Annotated in this window: 27 protein-coding genes; 25 read left to right on the forward strand and 2 right to left on the reverse strand. The window is 69.9% G+C overall.

Annotation, left to right across the window (positions count from 1 at the left end):
• The first annotated feature begins 15 nt into the window (after positions 1 to 15).
• The 16 genes from UN84_RS06210 (at position 16) to UN84_RS06285 (ending at position 13,364) form a co-directional block, all read left to right on the forward strand.
• Positions 16 to 396, forward strand: coding sequence for a Gp49 family protein (locus UN84_RS06210; protein WP_046079649.1), 381 nt, complete (start codon positions 16 to 18; stop codon positions 394 to 396).
• Positions 393 to 1,949, forward strand: a complete 1,557-nt coding sequence (locus UN84_RS06215; protein WP_082090918.1) for a hypothetical protein — start codon at positions 393 to 395, stop codon at positions 1,947 to 1,949. The genes UN84_RS06210 and UN84_RS06215 overlap by 4 nt, the downstream gene beginning before the upstream one ends.
• Positions 1,950 to 3,404: a DUF935 domain-containing protein gene (locus UN84_RS06220; RefSeq protein ID WP_046079648.1), complete on the forward strand. Its 1,455-nt coding sequence runs from the start codon at positions 1,950 to 1,952 to the stop codon at positions 3,402 to 3,404.
• Positions 3,404 to 4,195, forward strand: coding sequence for a phage head morphogenesis protein (locus UN84_RS06225; protein WP_046079647.1), 792 nt, complete (start codon positions 3,404 to 3,406; stop codon positions 4,193 to 4,195). The genes UN84_RS06220 and UN84_RS06225 overlap by 1 nt, the downstream gene beginning before the upstream one ends.
• Before the next feature lie 17 nt (positions 4,196 to 4,212).
• On the forward strand, positions 4,213 to 4,728 hold the full coding sequence (locus UN84_RS06230) for a phage virion morphogenesis protein (protein ID WP_046079646.1): 516 nt from the start codon (positions 4,213 to 4,215) through the stop codon (positions 4,726 to 4,728).
• A gap of 270 nt (positions 4,729 to 4,998) precedes the next feature.
• Complete coding sequence (locus UN84_RS06235; protein ID WP_046079645.1) at positions 4,999 to 6,120, forward strand: hypothetical protein; 1,122 nt, start codon at positions 4,999 to 5,001, stop codon at positions 6,118 to 6,120.
• Positions 6,117 to 6,461, forward strand: coding sequence for a DUF2190 family protein (locus UN84_RS06240; RefSeq protein ID WP_046079644.1), 345 nt, complete (start codon positions 6,117 to 6,119; stop codon positions 6,459 to 6,461). Before UN84_RS06235 ends, UN84_RS06240 begins: the two co-directional genes overlap by 4 nt.
• A 36-nt stretch (positions 6,462 to 6,497) precedes the next feature.
• The gene (locus tag UN84_RS06245) at positions 6,498 to 7,436 is read left to right on the forward strand and encodes a major capsid protein (protein ID WP_046079643.1); all 939 of its coding nucleotides are present in this window, start codon (positions 6,498 to 6,500) and stop codon (positions 7,434 to 7,436) included.
• Between the two features lie 52 nt (positions 7,437 to 7,488).
• Positions 7,489 to 7,818, forward strand: a complete 330-nt coding sequence (locus tag UN84_RS06250; protein ID WP_046079642.1) for a hypothetical protein — start codon at positions 7,489 to 7,491, stop codon at positions 7,816 to 7,818.
• Positions 7,819 to 7,824: 6 nt separating this feature from the next.
• Positions 7,825 to 8,235: a gp436 family protein gene (locus UN84_RS06255; protein ID WP_046079641.1), complete on the forward strand. Its 411-nt coding sequence runs from the start codon at positions 7,825 to 7,827 to the stop codon at positions 8,233 to 8,235.
• Complete coding sequence (locus UN84_RS06260) at positions 8,235 to 8,792, forward strand: DUF1834 family protein (protein ID WP_046079640.1); 558 nt, start codon at positions 8,235 to 8,237, stop codon at positions 8,790 to 8,792. Before UN84_RS06255 ends, UN84_RS06260 begins: the two co-directional genes overlap by 1 nt.
• Positions 8,789 to 9,010 (forward strand): DUF2635 domain-containing protein, encoded by a 222-nt coding sequence (locus tag UN84_RS06265; RefSeq protein WP_046079639.1) that lies wholly within the window; start codon positions 8,789 to 8,791, stop codon positions 9,008 to 9,010. The genes UN84_RS06260 and UN84_RS06265 overlap by 4 nt, the downstream gene beginning before the upstream one ends.
• A gap of 3 nt (positions 9,011 to 9,013) precedes the next feature.
• Positions 9,014 to 10,501, forward strand: a complete 1,488-nt coding sequence (locus tag UN84_RS06270; protein ID WP_046079638.1) for a phage tail sheath subtilisin-like domain-containing protein — start codon at positions 9,014 to 9,016, stop codon at positions 10,499 to 10,501.
• A 46-nt stretch (positions 10,502 to 10,547) separates the two neighbouring features.
• Positions 10,548 to 10,904 (forward strand): phage tail tube protein, encoded by a 357-nt coding sequence (locus UN84_RS06275; protein WP_046079637.1) that lies wholly within the window; start codon positions 10,548 to 10,550, stop codon positions 10,902 to 10,904.
• Positions 10,905 to 10,907: 3 nt separating this feature from the next.
• Positions 10,908 to 11,282: a phage tail assembly protein gene (locus tag UN84_RS06280; protein ID WP_046079636.1), complete on the forward strand. Its 375-nt coding sequence runs from the start codon at positions 10,908 to 10,910 to the stop codon at positions 11,280 to 11,282.
• A 129-nt stretch (positions 11,283 to 11,411) separates the two neighbouring features.
• Entirely contained in the window at positions 11,412 to 13,364 is a 1,953-nt protein-coding gene (locus tag UN84_RS06285) for a hypothetical protein (protein WP_173834971.1), read from the forward strand.
• 2 nt (positions 13,365 to 13,366) lie between these two features.
• Here the strand turns inward: UN84_RS06285 and UN84_RS06290 are convergent, their stop codons facing one another.
• On the reverse strand, positions 13,367 to 13,573 hold the full coding sequence (locus UN84_RS06290; protein WP_046079634.1) for a hypothetical protein: 207 nt from the start codon (positions 13,571 to 13,573) through the stop codon (positions 13,367 to 13,369).
• A 49-nt stretch (positions 13,574 to 13,622) separates the two neighbouring features.
• Between UN84_RS06290 and UN84_RS06295 the strand changes: the two genes are divergently transcribed.
• The 9 genes from UN84_RS06295 to UN84_RS06335 all read left to right on the forward strand — a co-directional run bounded on the left by UN84_RS06295 (position 13,623) and on the right by UN84_RS06335 (position 20,907).
• A complete protein-coding gene (locus UN84_RS06295; protein ID WP_046079633.1) occupies positions 13,623 to 14,930 on the forward strand; it encodes a DNA circularization protein in 1,308 nt (435 codons plus the stop codon).
• Positions 14,923 to 16,008, forward strand: a complete 1,086-nt coding sequence (locus UN84_RS06300) for a phage baseplate assembly protein (protein ID WP_173834972.1) — start codon at positions 14,923 to 14,925, stop codon at positions 16,006 to 16,008. Before UN84_RS06295 ends, UN84_RS06300 begins: the two co-directional genes overlap by 8 nt.
• Entirely contained in the window at positions 16,008 to 16,562 is a 555-nt protein-coding gene (locus tag UN84_RS06305; RefSeq protein WP_046080447.1) for a phage baseplate assembly protein V, read from the forward strand. The genes UN84_RS06300 and UN84_RS06305 overlap by 1 nt, the downstream gene beginning before the upstream one ends.
• On the forward strand, positions 16,562 to 17,005 hold the full coding sequence (locus tag UN84_RS06310) for a phage GP46 family protein (RefSeq protein ID WP_046079632.1): 444 nt from the start codon (positions 16,562 to 16,564) through the stop codon (positions 17,003 to 17,005). The genes UN84_RS06305 and UN84_RS06310 overlap by 1 nt, the downstream gene beginning before the upstream one ends.
• A gap of 23 nt (positions 17,006 to 17,028) precedes the next feature.
• Positions 17,029 to 18,078: a baseplate J/gp47 family protein gene (locus UN84_RS06315; RefSeq protein WP_046079631.1), complete on the forward strand. Its 1,050-nt coding sequence runs from the start codon at positions 17,029 to 17,031 to the stop codon at positions 18,076 to 18,078.
• Positions 18,066 to 18,686, forward strand: coding sequence for a YmfQ family protein (locus UN84_RS06320; protein WP_046079630.1), 621 nt, complete (start codon positions 18,066 to 18,068; stop codon positions 18,684 to 18,686). Before UN84_RS06315 ends, UN84_RS06320 begins: the two co-directional genes overlap by 13 nt.
• A 12-nt stretch (positions 18,687 to 18,698) precedes the next feature.
• Positions 18,699 to 19,982 carry a tail fiber protein gene (locus tag UN84_RS17320; protein WP_052719372.1) on the forward strand — a complete coding sequence of 428 codons (1,284 nt, stop codon included), beginning with the start codon at positions 18,699 to 18,701 and terminating at the stop codon, positions 19,980 to 19,982.
• A gap of 10 nt (positions 19,983 to 19,992) precedes the next feature.
• Positions 19,993 to 20,646 carry a DUF4376 domain-containing protein gene (locus tag UN84_RS06330; RefSeq protein WP_152662867.1) on the forward strand — a complete coding sequence of 218 codons (654 nt, stop codon included), beginning with the start codon at positions 19,993 to 19,995 and terminating at the stop codon, positions 20,644 to 20,646.
• Between the two features lie 81 nt (positions 20,647 to 20,727).
• Complete coding sequence (locus tag UN84_RS06335; protein WP_046079629.1) at positions 20,728 to 20,907, forward strand: hypothetical protein; 180 nt, start codon at positions 20,728 to 20,730, stop codon at positions 20,905 to 20,907.
• Between the two features lie 381 nt (positions 20,908 to 21,288).
• On the opposite strand, the gene UN84_RS06345 is transcribed toward UN84_RS06335, so the two are convergent.
• Complete coding sequence (locus tag UN84_RS06345) at positions 21,289 to 22,326, reverse strand: ABC transporter permease (protein ID WP_046077728.1); 1,038 nt, start codon at positions 22,324 to 22,326, stop codon at positions 21,289 to 21,291.
• Positions 22,327 to 22,357: the final 31 nt, after the last annotated feature.

Consider the following 22,357-nt stretch of genomic DNA (forward strand, 5'->3'; position numbering starts at 1 on the left):
ATCAGGAGACGGGCCATGAGCAAGTCAGAGATCCAACAGGAGATTGCCGCCAAGGGCCAGACAGCACCGCGTGTTACGCCTGCTGACATCGAGGCCAGCATAGCCAGCGAGCACTACTTCACCGCCGCCGATGGTCGCGCCGGTGCGCTCGCTGCCGAGACATACGAGGGGCGCGAATCACCAGCCAACGACGACCATGATCTGGAGGCGCTGGGGCTTCTGACGTTCTGTGTCCTGGTCCTGCGCAACGGCTTCACCGTGACCGGCCAGTCAGCCTGTGCCAGCCCTGAGAACTTCGACCCGGCGATGGGCCGCAAGGTCGCCCGGGAAAACGCCGTCGAGGAGATCTGGCCCCTGGAAGGCTATTTGCTCAAGCAGAGGATGTCCGATAAATGACCGAGGTGCCCGCGAAGCTGCCGGCCACCCACGCCGCCGACGCCCCGCCGCCGGTGCTGCTGGACTACCAGCAGGCGTGGATCGCCGACGACAGCCAGCTGAAGGTCAGCGAGAAGTCGCGGCGTACCGGCCTGACCTGGGCCGAGGCCGCCGACGACGTGCTGATCGCCGCCGCCGCCACCGGGGCCGGCGGTCAGAACGTCTATTACATCGGCTATAACCAGGACATGGCCATCGAATACGTGGAGGCCTGCGGCATGTGGGCGCGGGCCTTCAACCACGCGGCCAGCGCCGTCGAGGAAGGGATCTGGGAAGACGACGGCGACGACAAGAACATCAAGACGTTCACCATCAAGTTCCCCGACAGCGGCCACCGCATCGTGGCGCTGTCGTCGCGGCCCGCCAACCTGCGCGGCAAGCAAGGCGTGGTGGTGATCGACGAGGCGGCCTTCCACGACAAGCTCGGCGAGCTGCTCAAGGCGGCCCTGGCGCTGCTGATCTGGGGCGGCAAGGTGCGCGTGATCAGCACCCACAACGGCGAGCGCAACCCCTTCAATGAGCTGATCAACGACATTCGCGCCGGCAAGCGCGCGGGCTCGGTGCAGCGCATCACCTTCCGGGAGGCGGTCGACCAGGGGCTCTATCGCCGGGTGTGCCTGCGCCTGGGCAAGGAATGGAGCGCCGAGGGCGAGCGCGAGTGGATGCGGGGCGTCTATGCCTTCTACGGCGACGCGGCCAGCGAGGAGCTGGACGTGGTCCCGTCCCAGGGCTCGGGCGCCTGGCTGTCCCGCGCACTGATCGAGGCGCGCATGGTCGACGGCCCGCCGGTGCTGCGCCTGCGCATGGACGACGACTTCAAGCACTGGCCGGTGCACCTGCGCGAGGCCGAGATCCGCGACTGGTGCGACCGCGAGCTGGGGCCGCTGCTGGCCTCGCTGCCGCCGGAGCTGCTGGTCTCGGTGGGCGAGGACTTCGGCCGGGTCTCGGACCTGACGGTGATCGTGCCGATGGTCACCGGCGCCGACCTGGGGCGGCGGGTGCCGTTCATCGTCGAACTGGGCAACATGCCCTTCGAGCAGCAGCGCCAGGTGCTGTTCTACCTTTGCGACCGGCTGGCGCGCTTCCACGTCGGCGCCCTGGACGCCCGGGGCAACGGCGCCTATCTGGCCGAGGTGGCCACCCAGCAGTACGGCGCGCGGATCCACGAGGTGCAGTTCACCGAGGCCTGGTACCGCGAGCACATGCCGCCGCTGAAGGCGGCGTTCGAGGACGGCGAGCTGGCGATCCCCAAGGACTCGCACCTGCTCGACGACCTGCGCGCCATCAAGCTGGTGGACGGCGTGGCCCGCCTGCCCAAGAGCACCGGCCAGCAGCAGCGCCACGGCGACGCCGCGATCGCCCTGGCGCTGGCCTACTACGCGACCCGCCAGGACGGCGTGGAAATCGACTTTCGCTCCACCGGCATCCAGCGCAGCGGCTACGAGGCCGGCCGCGTCCAGGGGGACGTGGGCTGGGGTGTCGTCGGGGGCGGCATGGACACAGGGGGATTCTAGATGGCGAGCGAAGCGCCGAAGCCGGAGATGCAGGAGGTCGCGTCCACGCTGGATGGGCGCGACATCACGCGCGGGTACGTCACGCCGCTGCAGCTGCTGCAGCCCACCGACAGCGTGCTGGCCACCCGGGGCGGTGGCGACCTGCGGCTCTACGAGGAGCTGCTGCGTGACGACCAGGTGAAGGCCACCTGGCAGCAGCGGCAGCTGGCGGTGGCGTCCGCCGAGTGGGAGGTGGAGGCCGGCGGCAACCGCCGCCAGGACAAGGCCGCCGCGGCCTTCCTGCGCGAGCAGCTGCAGTCGATCCGCTTCGACCGGGCCACCACCAACATGCTGCACGGCATCTTCTACGGCTACGCCGTGGCCGAATGCCTGTGGGGCCGCGAGGGGCGCTACGTCACCCTGGATGCGCTCAAGGTTCGCAACCGGCGGCGCTTCCGCTTCGACGGCGCGGGACGCCTGCGCCTGCTGACCGCCAACAGTCCGAATGGCGAGCTACTGCCGGAGCGCAAGTTCTGGCACTTCTCGACCGGCGCCGACCACGACGACGAGCCCTACGGCCAGGGCCTGGGGCACTGGCTGTACTGGCCGGTGTTCTTCAAGCGCAATGGCCTGCGCCTGTGGCTGGTGTTCCTGGACAAGTTCGGCCAGCCCACCGCCAAGGGCACATATCCCGGGTCGAGCACCGAGCCGCAGAAGCAGAAGCTGCTGCAGGCGCTGCAGGCGGTGCATTCCGACTCGGGGGTGATCGTGCCCGAGGGCATGCAGATCGAGCTGATCGAGGCCGCGCGCAGCGGTACCGGCGACTACACCTCGCTGTACGACCGCATGGACCGCGCGATCGCCAAGGTGATCCTGGGCCACACCGGCTCCAGCGAGAGCACCCCGGGCCGCCTGGGTGGCGAGGACATGGCCGGCGAGGTGCGCGACGACATCACCAAGGCCGACGCCGACGTGGTCTGCGAGAGCTTCAACCAGTCGGTGGCCAGGTGGTTGACCGAGTGGAACTTCCCCACCGCCAAGACGCCGCGCGTGTGGCGGCGCATGGGGCAGCCCGAGGATCTCAACAAGCTGGCCGAGCGCGACGAGCGCGTGTCGCGGCTGGGCTATCGCCCCAGCCTGCGCTACATCCAGGAGCGCTACGGCGACGGCTGGGAGGTCGACAACCGCCCACCCCAGCCGGCGGCGCCGGTGGGCTTCGCCGAGGGCGACGACAGCGCCAGGCGGCGCGGCGACATGATGGCCGACCGCCTGGAGCGCGAGGCCGAGCCCGCCTGGGGCGAGATGATGGAGCCGGTGCGTCGCCTGGTGGCCAATGCCTCGAGCCTGGCCGAGATCCGCGACGGCCTCGAGGCGCTGTATGCCGAGATGCCTAGCGAGCCGCTGGCCAAGGCGATGCAGCAGGCCATCGCCACCGCCGAGCTGTCCGGCCGGGCCGACGTCAGCGAGGGCGAGTGATGGCCGTCGAGTACCAGGATCTGCCGTTCGAGGAGGCCATCGCCTTCTTCCGCAACAAGGTCGACATGCCCAGCACGCGCTGGACCGACGTGTGGAAGGAGGCCCACGACAGCGCCTTCATGGTGGCGGGCGCGGCCAAGGCCGACCTGCTCAACGACCTGCGCGCGGCGGTCGACGAGGCGATCAGCCAGGGCACTACCCTGGAGACGTTCCGCGAGCGCTTCGACGAGACCGTGGCGCGCACCGGCTGGGAGTATCGCGGCGGGCGCGGCTGGCGCACCCGGGTGATCTACGAGACCAACCTGCGCACCGCCTACGCCGCCGGGCGTCATGCCCAGCTCACCGATCCCGACCTGCTCAGGGTGCGGCCCTACTGGCAGTACCTGCACGGCGGCAGCGCCGACCCGCGCGAGGAACACCTGAAGTGGGACCGCATGGTGCTGCGCGCCGACGATCCCTGGTGGAACGAGCACTACCCGCCCAACGGCTGGGGCTGCAGCTGCAAGGTGGTGGCCAAGGGGCCGGCCGACCTCGAGCGCATGGGCAAGGAAGGCCCCGACAATGCGCCCACGGTGACGCGCGAGCCCTGGCAGGACACCACCGGGGCGCGCCAGGAGGACGTGCCCCAGGGCGTGGATCCCGGCTTCAACTACCCGCCCGGCAAGAGCGTGGCCGCGCGCACCCGCGAGACCGTGGAGCGCAAGCGCAGCCAACTGCCCGACGCCCTGGCCACGGCGATGATGACCGAGATCCGCGCCGCGCTGCGCGAAGACCCCGACGATCTGGACTGAGACCTGGAGTAAGTCCCATGGCCGGTATCAAGCTGAACTACGACATCAACGACGAGCAGGTCGCCGAGATGCTGGGCCGCATGCGCGAGAACCTGGAGAACCTGCGCCCGGCGCTGCTGGAGATCGGCGAGCACCTGCAGGGCTCGGTGGAGGAGCGCTTTCGCACCGAGACCGACCCCGAGGGGCGGCCCTGGGAACCGCTGTCGGACTTCACCAAGGCCAACAAGCGCAACGACCAGATCCTGACCGAGAGCGGCGGCGCCGGCCTGCGCGGCTCGATCCACTACCGGGTGGGCCGCGACAGTCTCGAGCAGGGCACCAACAAGATCTATGGCGCCATCCACCAGCTGGGTGGCACCATCAAGGCCAAGGGCGGCGCACTGGCCATCGGCCGGCCCGGTGGCGCCTTCGCCCTGGTCAAGCAGGTGACCATCCCGGCGCGCCCCTACCTGGGCCTGTCCGACGAGGACCGCCAGGTGATCGACGAGATCCTCAGTCGGTATGCGCTGGGCGGTCAGGGCGGCGCCACCTAGAACGGCCTGTGAGGCCGCACAAGCGACGTTCGCTTTCCCCGCCCCCATGTTACGACTCGATTTTTTTACACGCGCCTGCGGCGATTTAAACAGGGTTTAAACAGCTTGCCCGTGGCGGCGGTCGCTGGTTATATGGGTTTCGCCCTCGCGGCCGCCGCTTTTCCTCCTCGCTCGACCCGCCGGCCCCCTCCGGCTTTCCGCTGAAGCCCTTCGCCTTACCGCCCGCCATGGCGCCCTCGATACTGGCCCCCACGAACACGGGAGGCCGCCATGCAGCGCATCGAGATTTTCCGGCCGGGCACGCACACCGATATGTCCGGCGAGACCATCGGATTCACCGAGCAGCAGCTGCGCGAGAGTGCCGCCGCCTACGATCCGGCGCTGCATGAAGCGCCCATCGTGGTGGGGCACCCGCGCCACGATCACCCCGCCTACGGCTGGGTGAAGTCCCTGGCATTCGCCGACACCCTGACCGCCGAGCCCGACCAGGTCGAGCCGCAGTTCGCCGAGCTGGTCGAGTCCGGCCGCTTCAAGAAGGTGTCGGCGAGCTTCTACCGCCCCGACTCCCCCGCCAATCCCAAGCCCGGCGTGTACTACCTGCGCCACGTGGGCTTCCTGGGCGCCCAGCCCCCGGCCATCAAGGGCCTGAAACAGATCGAGTTCGCCGACGGCGACACCGGCGTGGTGGAGCTGGAGTTCGGCGAGATCCGCGGCGGCATCCTGCAGCGGCTGTTCCGCGGCCTGCGCGACAAGCTGATCGCCGACGACGGCCTGGAGGCCGCCGACAAGGTGCTGCCCGACTGGGAGATCGAGCACCTGGAGGAGCGCGACGCGCCGAGCTATGGCGAGCGCCCCTCTCACCAACCGCCACACCCCAAGCCCACCCCGGAGGTGACCGACGTGGACAAGCAAGAACTGGAGCGCCGCGAGCGCGAGGCGGCCGAGCGCGAAAACCGGCTCAAGGCGCAGGAGGCCGCCTTCGCCGAGCGCGAACGCAAGGCGCAGGCCGAGGCCAGCGCCACCCTGGTCGACGACCTGGTGAAGCAAGGCCGCGTGCTGCCCAAGCACCGTGACGGCCTGGTGGCCTTCATGGCCAACCAGGACGCCGAGGAGGCCCTGGAGTTCGGCGAGGGCGACGACAAGGTGAAGACCACCGATCGCGCCTGGCTGGAAGGCTTCCTCAAGGAGCTGCCCGTGGCGGTGGACTATGCCGAGCGCGCCGGTGCCGGCGGCGAGGAAGCCGAGGGCGCCGGCTACCAGACCCCGGACGGCTACGGCGTGGACCCGGACAAGGCCCGCCTGCACGCCCGGGCGGTGGCCTACCAGGAGAAGAACGACTGCGACTACATCACGGCGGTCAACGCCGTGCAGCGCGGAGGTAACCAGGCATGAGCCAGAAGATCGTCGTACTCGCCCTCACCGTGACCGCCTCGGGGGCGGTCGCCGGGCATCGTTTCGTGGGCTTCGATGGCGTCCAGGTGGCCGCGTCCGGCGGCGACGCCATGGGCGTGTCCGGCCATGACGCCGTGGACGGCCAGGACCTGGCCCTCGATGTCATCGGCACCACCGTGGTCGAGACCGCCGGCGCCATCGCCGTGGGCGACGAGGTGGTCAGCGACGCCAGTGGCATGGCCATCACCAATCCCGGCGTGGGCGGCGAGGTCGTGCTGGCCCGCGCGCTCGACTCGGCGGCCGGCGCCGGTGAGTTCATCGAGGTGCTGCTGGCCCGCTAAACGGCCGGTAACCCGCTTTCAAGGAGACGTTAACCGATGGTCATGAACAACCAGCAAGTCCGGGTGATCGACCCGATCCTGTCCAACGTCGCCCAGGGGTATCGCCACCCCGAGCGCGTCGGCTTCGCCCTGTTCCCCCGCGTGCCCGTGAAGCAGCGCGGCGGGCAGATCATCGAGTTCGGGCGCGACTCGTTCAAGCGCTACAAGACGCGCCGCGCACCGGGCGCCAACACCAAGCGCGTGCAGTTCGGCTATGAAGGCAAGCCGTTCTCGCTGGTGCAGGACGCCCTGGAGGGCCAGGTGCCCTGGGAGCACATGCAGGACGCCAACCAGGTGCCCGGCATCGACCTGGGTACCCAGGCCACCAACGAGACCATGAACATCATGTCGCTCTCGCTGGAGATCGAGCAGGCCGAGCTGGCCACCAACCCGGCCAACTACAGCGTGAACAACAAGATCACCCTGTCGGGCACCGACCAGTGGACCGACGGCACCAGCGACCCGGCGAAGCAGATCCGCGAGTACCGCGAGGCGGTGCGCTCGATCATCGGCGTGCGGCCCAACACGCTGGAGATCCCGGCGGCCGGCTTCAACGCCCTGTGCGAGCACCCCAAGATCCTGGAGCGCTTCAAGTACACCAGCTCCGACTCGATCACCGCCGAGATGCTGGCCCGGCTGTTCAACCTGCGCCGCATCGTGATCGGCGAGGCGGTGTACATGAACGAGGGCAGCGACCAGATGGTGGACGCCTGGGGCAATGCCGCGGTGCTGGCCTACGTGCCCGAGCAGGTCAGCTCCCGGGCCGAGCCCTCCTTCGGCTACACCTACACCCTCGAGGGGCACCCGATCGTCGAGGAGCCCTACAACGAGCGCAACGCCAAGAGCTGGATCTACCCGGTGACCTACGAGCGCGCCCCGGTGCTCTCCGGCATCGAGTCCGGCTTCCTGATCCAGGACGTCGCCGCCCAGTCGTAAGCCCATGCACCCGGCCCGCCGACCGGCGGGCCGGCACGCCACGAGGTGAGCCATGAAGTATCCGGTACGTGAACCCCTGCGCCACAACGGCAAGACCCACCGCCCGCCCGGCGAGGTCGAGCTGGACCCCAAGGAAGACGCCGCCGAGATCGAGCACCTGACCCGCAAGGGCGTGATCGGCGCACCGGGTGACGCCGACGAGGCGGACGCCCAGGACCAGGCCAAGGACGACGAGGCGGCCACCGCCAACGCCGATGACGCCACCCCCGAGCAGGACGGCGAGAGCGCTGCGAAGGATGACGGGGCCGAGGCAGGCGACAAGACGGCCAGCAAGCCCGCGTCGCGCCGGACCGCCGGCAAGACCACCAAGGCGAAGGAGTAACGGGCCATGTACGCCAGCGTTGCCGACCTCGTCGAGCGTTTCGGCGAGACCGAGATCATCCAGCTGACCGACCTCGAGCACACGGGCGCCATCGACACCGCCGTGGCCGAGCGTGCCCTGGAGGACGCCAGCGTCGAGATCGACGGCTTCCTGGCGGCCCGCTACCGGCTGCCGGTGACGGACACGCCGCGGCTGCTGTCGCTGCTGTGCACCGACATCGCCCGCTACCGGCTGCAGCAGCCGGTGGCCACCGACCAGGCTCGGCAGCGCTACGAGGATGCCATCGCCCGGCTGAAGGCCGTGGCCCGGGGCGAGATCAACCTGCCCCTGGCCTCGCCGCCTCCGGCCAATGCCGCCCCGGCCACCACCGGCGGTGGGCGCCGGGTATTCGATGACGACGCACTGAGGGGCTACTGATGATCGCCGAGGCAGAAGACGCCATCGTCGCGGCCTGCCAGGAGGTGCTGGGGACCACCGTGCGCACCGTCGACGTGCTGCCCGGCCCCTGGGACCAGGACGCGTTGACCCTGGCCTTTCGCTCCATGCCGGGGGTGTGGGTCTACTTCGACGGTGGCCAGCCCGGCAAGGGCCAGCGGGGCGATCGCCTGAACGCCAGCTTCCTGGTCTACGCCGTCACCAGCCACGCCAGCGGCGGCCGCGCACGCCAGCGCGGCGACACCCGGGAGATCGGCGCCTACGAGATCGTCGAGCGCGTGATGCCTCGTCTGGGCGGGGCCAAGGTGGCCGACCTCGGCTCCCTGATGCCCCAGGGGCTGCGCGTGCTGACCCCGGCCAGCGCCCAGCGCAAGGGCGTGGCCGTCTACGAGATGGCCTTCTCCCTGGAGATGGGCTTCCCGTTCGTCCGCGATGCCGCCGACCTGGCCGACTTCGCCACCTTCCACGGCACCCATCACGTCGGCGATGGCCCCGACACCGAGAGCCATCTCGAGCTACCCACGGAGGACTCACCGTGACCGACAACAACCGCCAGCGTTACGTCAAGCCGGCCCGCCAGGGCCTGGTGGTGCGCCAACCGCACAACGCCCGCCCGCTGCCCGCCGAGGGCGCCTGGGTGGCATGGAACAGCTACTGGATGCGCCGCATGGCGGAAGGCTCGGTGGTCAAGGGCACGCCGCCCAAGCCCGCCAAGCGCACGCCGGCCAAGGCCGCCAGCCAGCCCCAGGAGGACTAACCGATGACCGTCAGCTCCACCGTCTTCAACCAGATCCCGTCGGCGCTGCGCGTGCCCGGCTGGTACATCGAGTTCGACAACCGCCTCGCCGGCAACAGCGTCTTCATGGGCAAGCTGCTGGTGCTCGGCCAGATGCTGACCGGCGGCACCGCCACCGCCGGCCAGGCCGTGCGCGTGACCAACCCGGAGCAGGCCGACGGCCTGTTCGGCCGCGGCTCGATGCTCGCGGAGATGATGCGCGCCATCAAGGACGTCGACATCTACACCGAGACCTGGGCCATCCCGCTGGAGGACGACGCCGCCGCCACGGCCGCCGCCGGCAAGATCGCCGTCACCTCCGGGGCCAGCGAGACCCGCCCCCTGGCGCTCTACGTCGCCGGCTACCGCGTGTGGGTCGAGCTGACCGCCGGCGGCACCCCGGAGGACGCCGCCCAGGCCATCGCCGACGCCATCAACGCCGAGGACCGCATGCCGGTGACCGCCGCCGTGAACGGCACCACCGCCAGCGAGGTCGACCTGACCTGCCGCTGGAAGGGCGAGACCGGCAACGACATCGACCTGCGCGACAGCGTGAAGGGCGAGCCGCGCCCCCAGGGCGTGGTGCTGAGCTACACCCCGCCCACCGGCGGCGCCGCCAACCCGGATCTCTCCACCGCGATCGCCGGCATGGGCAGCGAGTGGTGGAACTGGGTCGCGCTGCCCTACACCGACACCACCAGCCTGGAGGCCATCGAGGGCGAGCTGGCCGACCGCTACGGCCCCATGCGCCAGATCGGCGGCCGCGCCTTCGCCGCCTTCCGCGGCACCCACAGCGAGACCGCGACCCTCGGCAACGGCCGCAACTCGCCCCACGTCAGCGTCATGGGCACCGGCCCGGCGGTGTCGCCGACCTGGCTGTGGGCGGCCACCGACGCCATCGTCGGCGCCGCCGCGCTGGCCAACGATCCGGCCCGCCCGCTGCAGACCCTGGCACTGCCCGGGCTGATCGGCCCCGCCGAGAGCGATCGCTGGACCGACGACGAGCGCAACCTGCTGCTGTTCGACGGCATCGCCACCTACACCGTGGCCAGCGACGGCACCGTGCGCATCGAGCGCCAGATCACCACCTACCAGGAGAACGCCGCCGGCATCGCCGACGACAGCTACCTGGACATCAACACCCCGGAGACCCTGGAGCGGATCCGCTTCGAGCAGATCTCGCTGTTCGCCCAGAAGTACCCGCGCCACAAGCTGGCGGCCGACGAGGACCGTGAGTTCTACGACCCCAGCCAGCCGATCATGACCCCCAAGGTGGCCAAGACCGAGCTGCTCAACCTCTACGAGCTGACGCTGATGGGCGCCTACGGCTGGGTGCGCGACTACGAGGGCTACGCCGAGAGCCTGCAGGCCAATATCGACCCCGACGATCCCAGCCGGCTGAACGTGATCGACCAGCCGATGCTGATCGGCCAGTACCGCGTGCATGCCCAGCAGACCCAGTTCCGTCGCTGAGGGATAAGCGGCGGATAACCACCCGTTAACAGGAGGACAACTCCCCATGAGCGGAAAGATCACCGGGCGCGCCACCATCCGAGTGAACGGCCAGGAATTCCCCAGCGAGCGCGGCGCCACCCTCAACCCGGGCGGCGTCAACCGGGCCACCAAGATGGCCGGTACCCGCGTCTACTACAACGAGGAGCCGGTCGCCCCGACCCTGCAGTGCACCGTGCTGCACACCGAGGAGATGGACCTGGTCGAGATCGGCAAGATCGTCGGGGCCACGGTGCTGTTCGAGGCCGACAACGGCCAGGACTACATGCTCACCGGCGGCTTCGTCACCGAACCGCCCGCGCTCAACAGCAGCGAGGGCACCTTTCCCCTGAACATGGCAGCTCGCACCTGCCGGAGGGTCTAACCGATGGACGACAACCTCGACACCCTGCGCGACCAGATCGACGGCATCGAGCTGACCGACGAGGAGCGCGCACGCCTCGACGACCAGGGCGACGCCCTGGTCATCACCCTCGAGGAGCCGCTGGTCTACACGCACAGCAAGCTCGACGACGGCCCGCGCACCCTCGAGGCGCTGACCCTGCCCAAGCGGGTCAAGGGCAAGCACCTGAAGAAGATGGACCAGGCCAGCGGCGAGATCGGCAAGGGCCTGGCCCTGGTCGCCGCCCTGGCCGGCCTGCCGGCCCACGCCATGGACGAGCTCGATGCCCGCGACATGGACCTGTGCCTGGTGGCCATCGAGCCTTTTTTGCCCAAGCGCCGCAAGACTGGGCGTCGCTGATCCGCGCGGTCGCCGTCACCTTCACCGGCTTCAACCCGGTAGAGCTGCTCGAGCTCGACGTCGACGACCTGGTCTGGTGGTACCACCAGGCCGCAACCCTGGCCGAGGAGGTCAAGCAACATGGCCAACATGGCGACTAGCATCGTCCTGGAGCTGGTGGACCGGGTGACCCGCCCGGTGCGCCGCGTCCAGCAGGCGTTGGCCGGCCTCGGCCGCCGGGCCGGGCTCGACCGCCTGGGCGCCTCCGCGCGCCGGGCCAATGCCGCCATCGGCACCACCATCGAGCGGGCCAAGGGCCTCGGCGAGCGCATGCTGTGGATGGGCGGGCTCGCCGCCGGGGCGGTGTGGGGCGTGGAGCGGCTGGTCTCCGGCGTCACCGACGTCGGTACCGCCGTCCAGGAGAGCGCCGAGCGGCTGAGCGTGGGCACCACCTGGCTGCAGGAATGGCAGGCCGTGGGCAGGAAGTTCGGCGTGGGCAACGACGCCCTGGTCGACGGCCTGAAGGAACTCAGCATGCGCGCCGACGAGTTCGTGATGACGGCCGGCGGCCCCGCCGCCGAGGCCTTCGGGCGGCTGGGGATCGGCGTGGAGGAGCTGCGCAAGACGGGTGGCGACACCGCCGCCATGTTCGACCTGGTGCGCTCGCGCCTGGGGAGCCTGGAGAACGACGCCGCCCGCCAGCGGGTGATGGACGAGATCTTCGGTGGCCAGGGGGCCGAGCAGATGGTGGCCATGCTGGGCGCCACCCGCGAGGAGGTCGAGGCCATCATGCGGGCCGCCCGCGAGCGCGGCGAGATCCTGACCCCCGAGGAGATCGAGAACTCCCGCGAGTACACCCGCCAGATGGGCAGCCTGCGTCAGTCGCTGTTCGGCATCCAGCGCACCGTGGTGGGCGACCTGCTGCCCGCCATCACCGACTGGATGGACCGCATGAGTGAGCTGGCCAGCGTCAATCGCGAGGCGGTGAGCGAGCGCATCCTGGAGGGCATTCGCGAGACCTGGCGCGGCATCCGGCTGATCGGCGGCGCCGCGTCCTGGGCGGCCGATCGGGTCGGGGGCTTCGGCAACCTGATCGCCATCCTGGCCGGGGTCTTGGCGGGGCGCTTCCTGCTGTCAGTGGCTCAGTCAGTGATGGCCCTGCTGGGCTTCGGGAAGCAGCTGGCTCTGTTTGCGGTGCGGTCGGCCACTATGGCCATCCGAGGGATCGTGGCACTCACCAGAGTGCTGCTGGTGTTCGCAGCCAGAGGGGTGGGCATGGCGGCCACGGGCCTGGTCGCCCTGACCCGAGGACTGCTGGGCGTGGCGGCGCGGGCGGTACCGGCGGCGATCGCCGGCATTCGAGCGCTGTCGCTGGCCATGCTGACCACCCCGGTCGGCTGGATCATCACCGGCATCGCGGCGGTGGCCGGCGCGGCCTACCTGATCTATCGCAATTGGGACGGCATCGCCGCCTGGTTCGGTGGCCTCTGGGACGACATCACGGCCTGGTTCGACCAGGGCATCGGCGGAATCATGCGCGACCTGGCCAGCTGGAGCCCGGCGGGGCTGCTGCTGCGCGCCATCGACGAGGTGTTCGAGCTGTTCGGCGCGCGCCCGCTCTCGGAGACCGGCGCCGAATGGATCGGCACCCTGGTGGACGGGGTGTCGTCGAGCTGGCAGGCCATCACCACCTGGGCCAACGAGCGCCTCGAGGCGCTGGGCGAGATCTTCGGCGGCTTCGACCTGGCCGAGATCGGCGGCGCCTGGATCGACGGCCTCAAGGCCGGCATCGGCGAGCAGTGGGAGGGGCTGACCGGCTGGCTGCGCGGCAAGCTCGACAGCCTGACCGGCTGGATGCCCGACTGGGCCCGGGAGGGGCTGGGCATCGAGACGCCCAGCGTGCCGCAGCCCAGTGCGCCCCAGGCCGGCGCGGCCGTGGGCAGCGGCACCCCGATGCCGGCACAGGGCGCCGCGCGCGCCGAGGTCGGCGGCGAGCTGCGCATCATCGTGGACGGTGAGGGCCGGCCCCGGGTCGCCGAGGCGACGCCCCGGGGCGGCATGGGCTTCGACGTGGAGTCGGGTCTGCTGGGGGTGATGCCGTGAGGTTAAGACTTGCGTGGAAGGTCGTCGGCGTTGGCCTGCTTTTCGTGGGCTGCGTCTTTGACCCACTGGTTATAGCCGGCACCGGCAAGAACGAACCAGATGCCCAGATACACGCCCCAGTGCATATCGGGTATCCACCAGTAGACGCCGCCTGTCAGCAGCGCGCTGACCACGATCGCCGCGACCATGATCTTGTCCGTCGTTTTCATGGGTATATCCCTTCCATCAGTTCCAAGCGTACCCAAGGGAGCCTAGCACATGAGCTGGCGTGATCGACTCGACCCCGAGCTGCGCGGCAGCTTCCGCGGCGTGGACTTCCACGTGGCCAGCGCCGACGCCCAGGGCGGCCGCCGCTGGCTGGTGCACGAGTACCCGCGCCGCGACCGGCCCTACAGCGAGGACATGGGCCGCCGCGCCAAGGAGTGGCGGCTGGAGCTGTTCGTCGCCGGCGACGACTACGACCGCGAGCGCGACGCCCTGATCAAGGCCCTGGACGCCCCGGGTGCGGCCACCCTGGTGCACCCGTACCTGGGCACCTTCTCGGCGGTGGCCAGCGACGTGCGCTGGCGGGAAAGCACCCGCCAGGGTGGCGTCTGCACCTTCCAGGTCACCTTCAGCGAGAGCGGCGAGGAGGCCTACCCGGCCACCAGCCTCGACACCCGGCGCGAGCTGTCGCTGGCGGCGGACGCCGCCGAGGCCTCGCTGCTCGAGGACTTCACCGACCAGTGGAGCGTCCAGGGGCTGCAGGGCTGGTCGCTGGTGGCGGTGGAGCGCGACCTGCTCGCCGTGATGGGCGACCTCGAGCAGATGGTGGGCGACGTCGCCGACGAGATCACCGACGTCATCCGCGCCCCCGAGGATCTCGCCGACACCGTCCTGGGCGGCTACGCGCGCCTGCGCAACGCCGTGATGCGCCCGATCACCGCCCTGGACCTCTACAGCGGCAGCAGCCGGCTGGGCAGCCCGGCCACCGATGGCACCGGCCGCGTGCGCCTGAGCCCCGGCACCCCGGTGCGGGCGGCCCGGGTGCTGCGCGAGCTCGGCACCAGCGGCCGCAACGTCGAGATCCCCATCGCCGACACCCCGGAGCGCCGCCAGCGCGGCCGCAACACCATCGCCGCCCAGCGCCTCAGCGGCCGGGCCGCCGCCGTCACCGCCGCGCGCCTGGTCGCCGACACCGACTGGATCAGCCGCCAGGACGCCGAGGACGCTGGCGGCCAGGTGCTGGCCCTGATCGACGAGCTGACCATCGCCCAGGGCGACGCCACCATCGACGCCTCAGGCGGCGAGTCGACCACCGCCGCCAGCGTGCGCGAGCCGATCAGCGACGCCGTCTATGCCGCCCTGGTGGCACTGCGCGTGGCGGTCTCCGAGGACCTGCGCACCCGCGCCACCGCGCTGCCCGGCATGACCACCCACACCCCGCAGGTGAACACCCCGGCGCTGGTGCTGGCCCATCGCCTCTACGGCGACGCCACCCGCGCCGACGAGATCGCTGTGCGCAACAACGTCCCACGCCCCGGCGCCCTGCGCGGCGGCATTCCCCTGGAGGTGCTGAGTGATTGAGCCCACCGACCGCCCGCCGGTCGTCCTGCAGATCGGCAGCCAGCGCCACCAGGGCTGGCAGAGCGTGCGCATCCGCCTGAGCCTCGACCAGGTCGCCGACGACTTCGAGCTGGGCCTGACCGAGCGCTGGAGCGAGGCCGGCCAGGTGCGGCCGGTGACGCCCGGCGAGGCCTGCACCGTCGCCGTGGGCGACGAGCTCGTGGTGACCGGCTACCTGGACGAGGTGCTGCCGGACTACGACGCCGAGCGCCACAGCATCACCGCCCGGGGCCGCAGCCGCGCCGCCGACCTGGTCGACTGCAGCGGCATCGACCAGCGCTTCGACGGCCGCACCCTGGTGCAGATCGCCCGCGCCCTGGCCGAGCCCTACGGCATCGAGGTGATCGACCGCATCGGGGCTAGCCGCCCGCTGCGTGCCTTCGCCCTCGAGGACGGCCAGCCCATCGCCGAGGCCCTGGAGCGCGCCGCCCAGATCCGCGGCGCGCGCATCGTCAGCGACGCCGAGGGCCGGCTGCTGATCGTGCATGCCGTGCAGCGCGAGATCCGCACGCCGCTGGTGCTGGGCAGCAACATCCGCGCCGGCCGTGGCCAGTTCAGCGACCGCGACCGCTTCAACGAGTACGTCGTCGAGGGGCAGACCCCGGGCGACGACAGCTGGCACGGCGAGGCGGCGGCCAGTCCGCGCGCCCGCGCCCAGGATCCCCGCGTGCGCGCCCCGCGCCGCACCCTGATCGTCAGCGACACCCCGGCCGATCCCGCCGACTGCCAGGCCCGCGCCGAGCTGGAGGCCCGCCGCCGCTGGGCCCAGGGGCGCGGCATCACCTACACCGTCGGCACCTGGCGCCACGAGCAGGGCGTCTGGCGCCCGGGCGACCTGGTGCCGGTGCGCGATCCCTACCTGGGCCTGGACGAACGCCTGCTGGTCAGCGAGGTGCAGCTGCTCGAGGACGACCAGGGCCGCCGCGCCGAGCTGCGCGTCGCACCCCCGGCCGCCTTCGAGCCGGTGCCGGTACCCGAACCCAAGCCCGAGGCCTCCTCGAGCGGCACGACCGGCAGCCCCGCCGGCTGGGGGTGGTGATGGCCGATCAACGACGCGCCTGGCAGCGCCTGGCCGGCCCGCTGTGGCGGCGCATCCGCCTGCTGGTCAGCCGCGGGGTGCTCAAGCTGGTCGACGACTCGCTGAAGCTCCAGGGCGTGCAGGTCACGCTGCTGGGCGGCGAGCCCGCCCAGGCCGAGCGCTTCCAGCAGTACGGCATCACCAGCCACCCGCACCCCGGCGCCGAGGCCGTGGTGGCCGCCGTGGGCGGCGCCCGGGCCCACCTGGTTGCACTGGCGGTGGACGACCGCCGCTACCGCCTCAAGGGCCTCGCCCGGGGCGAGATGGCCATCTACGACGACCAGGGCCAGAAGGTCCACTTGACCCGCAGCGGCATCGTGATCGACGGCGTCGGCAAGCCGGTGAACTTCGTCAACTGCCCGGACGTGTACATGGACGGCAACCTGCGCGTCACCGGCGACGTCTACGACGGCGTCAGCTCCATGCAGGGGATGCGTGACATCTACAACGATCACGACCACGCCGAGAACGACAGTGGCGGGCCTACCGATCCGCCCAACCAGGGGATGAACTGATGGACATCGCGCTGCGCTACGACCCCGCCGAGCAGTGGTACGACCTCGCCCTCGAGGACGGCGACCTGGCCACCGACGAGGGCCTGCACACCGCCGTGGTGCTCTCGCTGTTCACCGATCGGCGCGCGCTCGAGGCCGACCGCCTGCCCGATGGCGTCGGCGACCGGCGCGGCTGGTGGGCCGATGCCTACCACCCGCGCCCCCACGGCTCGCGGCTGTGGCTGCTGAGCCGCGAGAAAGAGGAGGACAGCGTGCTGCGCCGGGCCAAGGAATACGCCGAGGAGGCCCTGGCCTGGATCGTCGAGGACCGCATCGCCGAGGAGGTCACGGTCGAGGCCAGCCACCTGCGCCGGGGCGTGCTTCAGCTGCGCATCCAGATCCGGCGCGGCGGCGAGGCGACGCTGGATCGCCAATACGAGTACGTCTGGCAGAACGCCGCGTGATCAAGGGATGAGCGGAGGGATAAATGGCGTTTAAACGACCCACATTGGCGGAGCTGCTGAACCGCATCGACCAGGACCTGGTGTCCCGGCTGCCCGGCGCCCAGGCGGCCCTGGCCACGCGCCTGACCAAGGATCTGGCCACCGGCCAGGCCGGGGCGGTGCACGGCCTCTACGGCTACCTGCAGTGGCTGGAGAAGCAGCTTTTCCCCGAGACCTGCGACGACGAGAACCTCTACCTGCACAGCGCCGGCGTGCCGCGCCGCGCGGCCGCCACGGCCACCGGCCCGGTGGACTTCACCGGCGACGAGGGCGCGGTGATCGTCGAGGGCACCCGGCTGCAGGTCGACGACCAGGAATACGCCACCACCGAGGAGGTGAGCATCGCCGGTGGGGTGGCCACCGCCCAGGTCGAGGCCGTGGAGGCCGGCCTGGCCGGCAACCAGTCGGCCGGTACCCAGCTCAACCTGGTGTCGCCGGTGGCCGGCGTCAACAGCGCCGCCACCGTGGGTGCCGACGGGCTCGCCGGCGGCGTCGACCTGGAGGCCTTCGCCGCCTGGCGCGACCGCATCATGCTGCGCCGGGCGCGGGTGCCCCGGGGCGGTGCCGAGGGCGACTGGGAAGGCTGGGCGCTCGAGGTCGCGGGCGTGACCCGCGCCTGGGAGGATCCGCTGGGCATGGGCGCCGGCACCGTCGTGCTGCGCATCATGGCCGACGACGCCCCGGACGGCCCGCTGCCGTCCCAGCAGCTGCTCGACGCCGTCTTCGACCACGTCACCACCAAGAAGAACGTGACCGCCCACCTCTACGTGATCGCGCCCACCGGCGTGGCCTTCGCGCCGCAGCTCTCGGTGGTGCCCGACACCGCCGAGGTGCGCGCCGCGGTGGCCACCAACCTCCAGGACCTGGTCGAGCGTGAAGGCGAGCCCGGCGGCACCCTGCTGATCACCCGCATCCGCCACGCCATCAGCACCGCAGCCGGCGTCGAGGACTATGACCTGCAGTCGCCCAGCGCCAACGTCACCTATGCCACCGGCGAGCTGCCGCTGTGGGGAGGCGCCACGTGGATCACCTGAGCGCCGACACCTACCGCCAGCTGCTGTTCAGCCTGCTGCCGCCCGGCCGCATCTGGCCCACCGCGCCGGAGAGCCGCCTGCAGCGGCTGCTGGAGGGCGAGGCCCAGGAGCTGGAGCGGGTCGACCGCCGCGCCCTCGAGCTGCTCGCCGAGGCCGATCCGCGCCAGGCGCTCTACCTGTTCGAGGAGTGGGAAGCCAGCTACAGCCTGCCCAGCGCCTGCGCGCCGGCCGACCAGTCCATCGCCGACCGCCGCGCCGCCCTGGTCGGGCGCATCGTCGGCCAGGGCGGCATGCGTGCCGCCGACTACATCGAGCTGGCCGACGGCCTCGGCTACCAAGGCGCCACCGTGGAGGAGTTCCGCGAGGCCACCGTCGAGGTCGACACCGCCACCGGCCACACCGGCGCCGTGATCGGCGACGACCTCAACGGCGAGGACTGGGACTGGACCTGGCGCATCACCTTGCCCAGCGACGTGATCCGCCAGTCCGTCATCAACGAAGCCCAGATCGGCGACCCCCTGCGCAGCTGGGGCGACGAGCTGGTCGAGTGCTCGCTGCGCCACGCCGCACCGAGCTGGCTCATTCTGCAAATCGGCTATCAAGCCTAGAGGAGACGCACCGTGGAAAAGGTAGGAGCCTTTACCGAGCGGGCCACCACCGAGGGCGAATGGCGCCCCGGCAACCCCTCAACCGGCCAGCAGGCCACCCCCATGCTGGCCGACTGGTTCAACATGCTGCAGCGGGAGCTGCTCGCGGTGCTCGCCGATGCGGGCATCACCCCCGATGTGGCGGACGAGGCCCAGTTGCTCGCGGCGATCCGTGGCCTGGCCGCCACCACCACCCAGAAGGGCACCGTCGAGAAGGCCACCACCGCCGAGGCCAAAGCAGGGGCCGCCAACAAATACCCAGACGCGGCGGGGGTGCATGAGGCTTTCAATCAGCACGGTCTGGGGGCATTCGCGCCGGACATCTCTGATGGCAGCGTCGATGAAAAGTTATACGGCGGCTGGTGGACAGTGAGAGCGGGGACCGGCGGTGTAGACCCATTCCAGACATACCGTCTACTGGTGCTTCCGCATGATAATCTTGGCGCCGGCGCTCAGTTAGCTATTTCAGTAGATGGCTTATTTAAATTTCGATCCAGGGAGGGTAGTGCCTGGGGAGCGTGGAGGGAGATTTTCCATAACGCCAATCAACTGGCGCTTGGCACGACGCCGGATTCTGGCCGTCAGGCGCTGCAGCTGAGCACGTTGCAATTTGCTGATTATGATGCAAATCGCACCTACACCACCGGCGAGGTGGTGCGCGGCAGCGATGGCCAGTTCTACGAATTCTACGACCGCGATCAGGCCGGCACCGTCCAGGGCGTCGACCCCACCAACGCCGCCAACCGCCCGCACGTCTGGATGGCGTGGGACGGCGTCAAGCCGGGCTCCACCATCGAGTGGCGCAGCGAGACCCTACCAGAGGGCTACGTCGAGAACGACGGCGCCGAGATCAGCCGCGCCGACTACCGGCGCGTGTTCGCGGCGCACGGTACGACGCATGGCGCGGGGGATGGCAGCACGACGTTTCTGCTGCCGGATGACAGGGGCGAGTTCAAACGTGGCTGGGATAACGGCCGCGGGGTCGATGCAGGGAGGACGCTGGCCGGGCATCAGATGGACCAGATGCAGCAGATTACGGGCAGCATCAGCAATTTAAATGCTAACGACCACGACGGTAACGCAGTAACAACGGGGGCTCTCAGCGTAATACTGAGCAGCACCGCAGGGTCAGCGTTTGCATCGAGTGAGGCCCGAGTAGAAAGCATTTTGCTGGATTCTGCCGACTCTCCCGACGCTCGGACTGGCGATAGCACATATCCCCGCAACAACGCCGTCATCTATCTGACCAAAATCTGAGGAGCCGAGCATGCGTATCTACGACATCAATCTCGCCGACGGCACCGTGATCGACCCGGCAGGCCGCGAAGCGCCCCTGGATCCCATGCGCCGCGAGCCGCGCATTCCGGCCGGCGCGACCAGCATCGAGCCGCCGGCTACCGGCGAGCGAGAGGCCGCCCGCTGGGCGGGCGACGCCTGGGAAGTGGTGGCCGACTGGCGCGGCCATGTCTACTGGCTCGCCGATGGCAGCCGCCACGAGATTGCCGAGCTCGGCGTCGAGCCGCCGGCCGAGGCACTGGACGAGGCCCCGCCCGAGCCCCTCGGGGATCTCGCCGCCCGGAAGCGCGATGACCTCGAGGCCGGCCGCAAGGCGTCGGAGCAGGCGGGCATCACCTACAACGGCATCCGCTACGCCGGCGATCCCAGCAACCGCCAGGCGCTGATGGAGGCCCTGGACCTCGCCGACACCACCGGCCAGACCACCTTCGCGAGCTGGAAGGACAGCGACGGCCTTTTCCACGCCGACCACCCAGTCAGCGACGTCCGCCAGGCGCTGCTCGACATCGCCACCCGCCGCGGCCAGCTGATCGCCCGCGAAGGCGAACTCAACGCCCAGATCGACACCGCCCTGGCCGCCGAAGACCGCGCGGCCCTGGAAGCGGTGGAGTGGTCGGAGACGTAGGGGCAGGGAATCACCGTGATTCCCAAGGCTCGCTGGCTCTGGTTAGATGGATGAGCATTCACTGATACCCAGGAGGGACCCATGGAGATCACCGTCGGCGAGCTGAAGCGGATGCTGGAGATCCATAACGACGATGATGTGCTCAGCTTCTGTGGCTTGGACTTCTACCGCTTGAAGCGTCGTGGCCCGAAGCTCGTACAGGTGGAGTTCGACCAGCAGGTCACCACCGATGATGAAGGCCGGGTGATCATCGACGACTGAGCCCGTCAGAACCCCCTAGTAAGCAACGAATAACGGCCGGTTAACCCCGGCCGTTTTCATGTCCCATACCTTGTGGCTCAATGTCTCAATTTATGCGGCGCGCTACACTCACGCCTCACGCCTCACGCCTCACGCCTCACGCCTCACGCCTCACGCCTCACGCCTCGCCCGAGCCCGGCGAGCGATAGGCCTCGACCAGGGTGGCCGGATCCGCCTCGCCGTGCCCGCGAGCGGCATGACCGCGCATCAGCTGGGCGGCCAGCGCCCCGGTCAGCCGTGCGAAGTCTCAACGAGGTCCACTGTTGATGGGCAGGTCCAGATGGGGAATGCCTGAATCAGGACGTGAATAGCGCCCGGCCTGGAACGGCCGGGCAGGCGGGATCAGGCTGCCTTGTTGCGACGGCGCTGGCGATACTGGTCGGCGACCACGGCGGCCACGATGATGGCGCCCTTGACGATGTCCTGGTAGTAGGCATCGACGCCAAGGAAGGTGAAGCCTGAAAGCATGACGCCGAGGATCAGGGCGCCGATCACTGTGCCGGTGACGCGGCCGTAGCCGCCGGCCAGGCTGGTGCCGCCGATGACGGCTGCAGCGATAGCGTCGAGTTCGTACATCAGGCCCATGCCGGCTTGGCCGGTTCCTGCGCGTGCCGAGGCCACGACGCCGGCCAGGCCGGCCAGCAAGCCGCCGATGGCGTAGACCAGCACCAGGTGGCGCCGCACGTTGATGCCGGACACCCGGGCCGCCTGGGGGTTGGCGCCGATGGCGTAGGTATACTTGCCGTAGCGGGTGTATTTGAGGGCGATGTGGAAGATCACGGCGACCGCGAGAAAGATGATCACCGGATTGGCGCCGGAGCCGATCCAGGTGAACTGCTCGGTCAACATGCTGACCGGCTGGCCGTCGGTATAGGCCCGGGCCAGGCCGCGGGCGCTGACCATCATTCCGAGGGTGGCGATGAAGGGCGGAATCACCGCGAACGAGATCAGGGCGCCGTTGACCAGGCCACACAGGGCGCCGACCAGCATCCCGGCGACGAGCGGGACGATCCAGGGCATGTCGGTCAGGGCCGGGTAAACGGCACGCACGTACTCCGACTGTTGCGCCAGGCTGGCCGTGACCATGGCCGTCAGGGCCAGTACCGACCCGGACGACAGGTCGATGCCGCCGGTGATGATGATCTGGGTCACCCCGATAGCGATGATACCGATGATCGACATCTGCAGGATCATGATCAGCAGTCGCTGCGGGTTCATCAGGAATGAATCCCCGCGCACGATCCAGCCGATGATCTCGAAGAGCACGGCGATACCGACGAGTACCAGCAGGATGCTGACCTCGGTCGGGACCTTGCGCTTGCGTTTCTTGACCACCTCAAGCGGTCGAGAGGTGTCCGGCATGTCGTTTGCGTTAGCCATGATGTTCACTCGTTGTTGTTGATCTCGATGT

The sequence above is a fragment of the Halomonas sp. HG01 genome, assembly GCF_000968715.2.
GTDB lineage: Bacteria > Pseudomonadota > Gammaproteobacteria > Pseudomonadales > Halomonadaceae > Halomonas > Halomonas halophila.

Bases quoted from the DNA above. Each gene is read 5' to 3' on its own strand.
- UN84_RS06225 (WP_046079647.1), top strand. From the start codon at position 3,404: ATGGCCGTCGAGTACCAGGATCTGCCGTTCGAGGAGGCCATCGCCTTC.
- UN84_RS06345 (WP_046077728.1), bottom strand. From the start codon at position 22,326: ATGGCTAACGCAAACGACATGCCGGACACCTCTCGACCGCTTGAGGTG.
- UN84_RS06260 (WP_046079640.1), top strand. From the start codon at position 8,235: ATGATCGCCGAGGCAGAAGACGCCATCGTCGCGGCCTGCCAGGAGGTG.
- UN84_RS06245 (WP_046079643.1), top strand. From the start codon at position 6,498: ATGGTCATGAACAACCAGCAAGTCCGGGTGATCGACCCGATCCTGTCC.
- UN84_RS06240 (WP_046079644.1), top strand. From the start codon at position 6,117: ATGAGCCAGAAGATCGTCGTACTCGCCCTCACCGTGACCGCCTCGGGG.
- UN84_RS06255 (WP_046079641.1), top strand. From the start codon at position 7,825: ATGTACGCCAGCGTTGCCGACCTCGTCGAGCGTTTCGGCGAGACCGAG.
- UN84_RS06220 (WP_046079648.1), top strand. From the start codon at position 1,950: ATGGCGAGCGAAGCGCCGAAGCCGGAGATGCAGGAGGTCGCGTCCACG.
- UN84_RS06290 (WP_046079634.1), bottom strand. From the start codon at position 13,573: ATGAAAACGACGGACAAGATCATGGTCGCGGCGATCGTGGTCAGCGCG.
- UN84_RS06210 (WP_046079649.1), top strand. From the start codon at position 16: ATGAGCAAGTCAGAGATCCAACAGGAGATTGCCGCCAAGGGCCAGACA.
- UN84_RS06275 (WP_046079637.1), top strand. From the start codon at position 10,548: ATGAGCGGAAAGATCACCGGGCGCGCCACCATCCGAGTGAACGGCCAG.
- UN84_RS06250 (WP_046079642.1), top strand. From the start codon at position 7,489: ATGAAGTATCCGGTACGTGAACCCCTGCGCCACAACGGCAAGACCCAC.
- UN84_RS06315 (WP_046079631.1), top strand. From the start codon at position 17,029: ATGGCGTTTAAACGACCCACATTGGCGGAGCTGCTGAACCGCATCGAC.
- UN84_RS06285 (WP_173834971.1), top strand. From the start codon at position 11,412: ATGGCGACTAGCATCGTCCTGGAGCTGGTGGACCGGGTGACCCGCCCG.
- UN84_RS06305 (WP_046080447.1), top strand. From the start codon at position 16,008: ATGGCCGATCAACGACGCGCCTGGCAGCGCCTGGCCGGCCCGCTGTGG.
- UN84_RS06295 (WP_046079633.1), top strand. From the start codon at position 13,623: ATGAGCTGGCGTGATCGACTCGACCCCGAGCTGCGCGGCAGCTTCCGC.
- UN84_RS06235 (WP_046079645.1), top strand. From the start codon at position 4,999: ATGCAGCGCATCGAGATTTTCCGGCCGGGCACGCACACCGATATGTCC.
- UN84_RS06215 (WP_082090918.1), top strand. From the start codon at position 393: ATGACCGAGGTGCCCGCGAAGCTGCCGGCCACCCACGCCGCCGACGCC.
- UN84_RS06330 (WP_152662867.1), top strand. From the start codon at position 19,993: ATGCGTATCTACGACATCAATCTCGCCGACGGCACCGTGATCGACCCG.
- UN84_RS06270 (WP_046079638.1), top strand. From the start codon at position 9,014: ATGACCGTCAGCTCCACCGTCTTCAACCAGATCCCGTCGGCGCTGCGC.
- UN84_RS06335 (WP_046079629.1), top strand. From the start codon at position 20,728: ATGGAGATCACCGTCGGCGAGCTGAAGCGGATGCTGGAGATCCATAAC.
- UN84_RS06310 (WP_046079632.1), top strand. From the start codon at position 16,562: ATGGACATCGCGCTGCGCTACGACCCCGCCGAGCAGTGGTACGACCTC.
- UN84_RS06280 (WP_046079636.1), top strand. From the start codon at position 10,908: ATGGACGACAACCTCGACACCCTGCGCGACCAGATCGACGGCATCGAG.
- UN84_RS06230 (WP_046079646.1), top strand. From the start codon at position 4,213: ATGGCCGGTATCAAGCTGAACTACGACATCAACGACGAGCAGGTCGCC.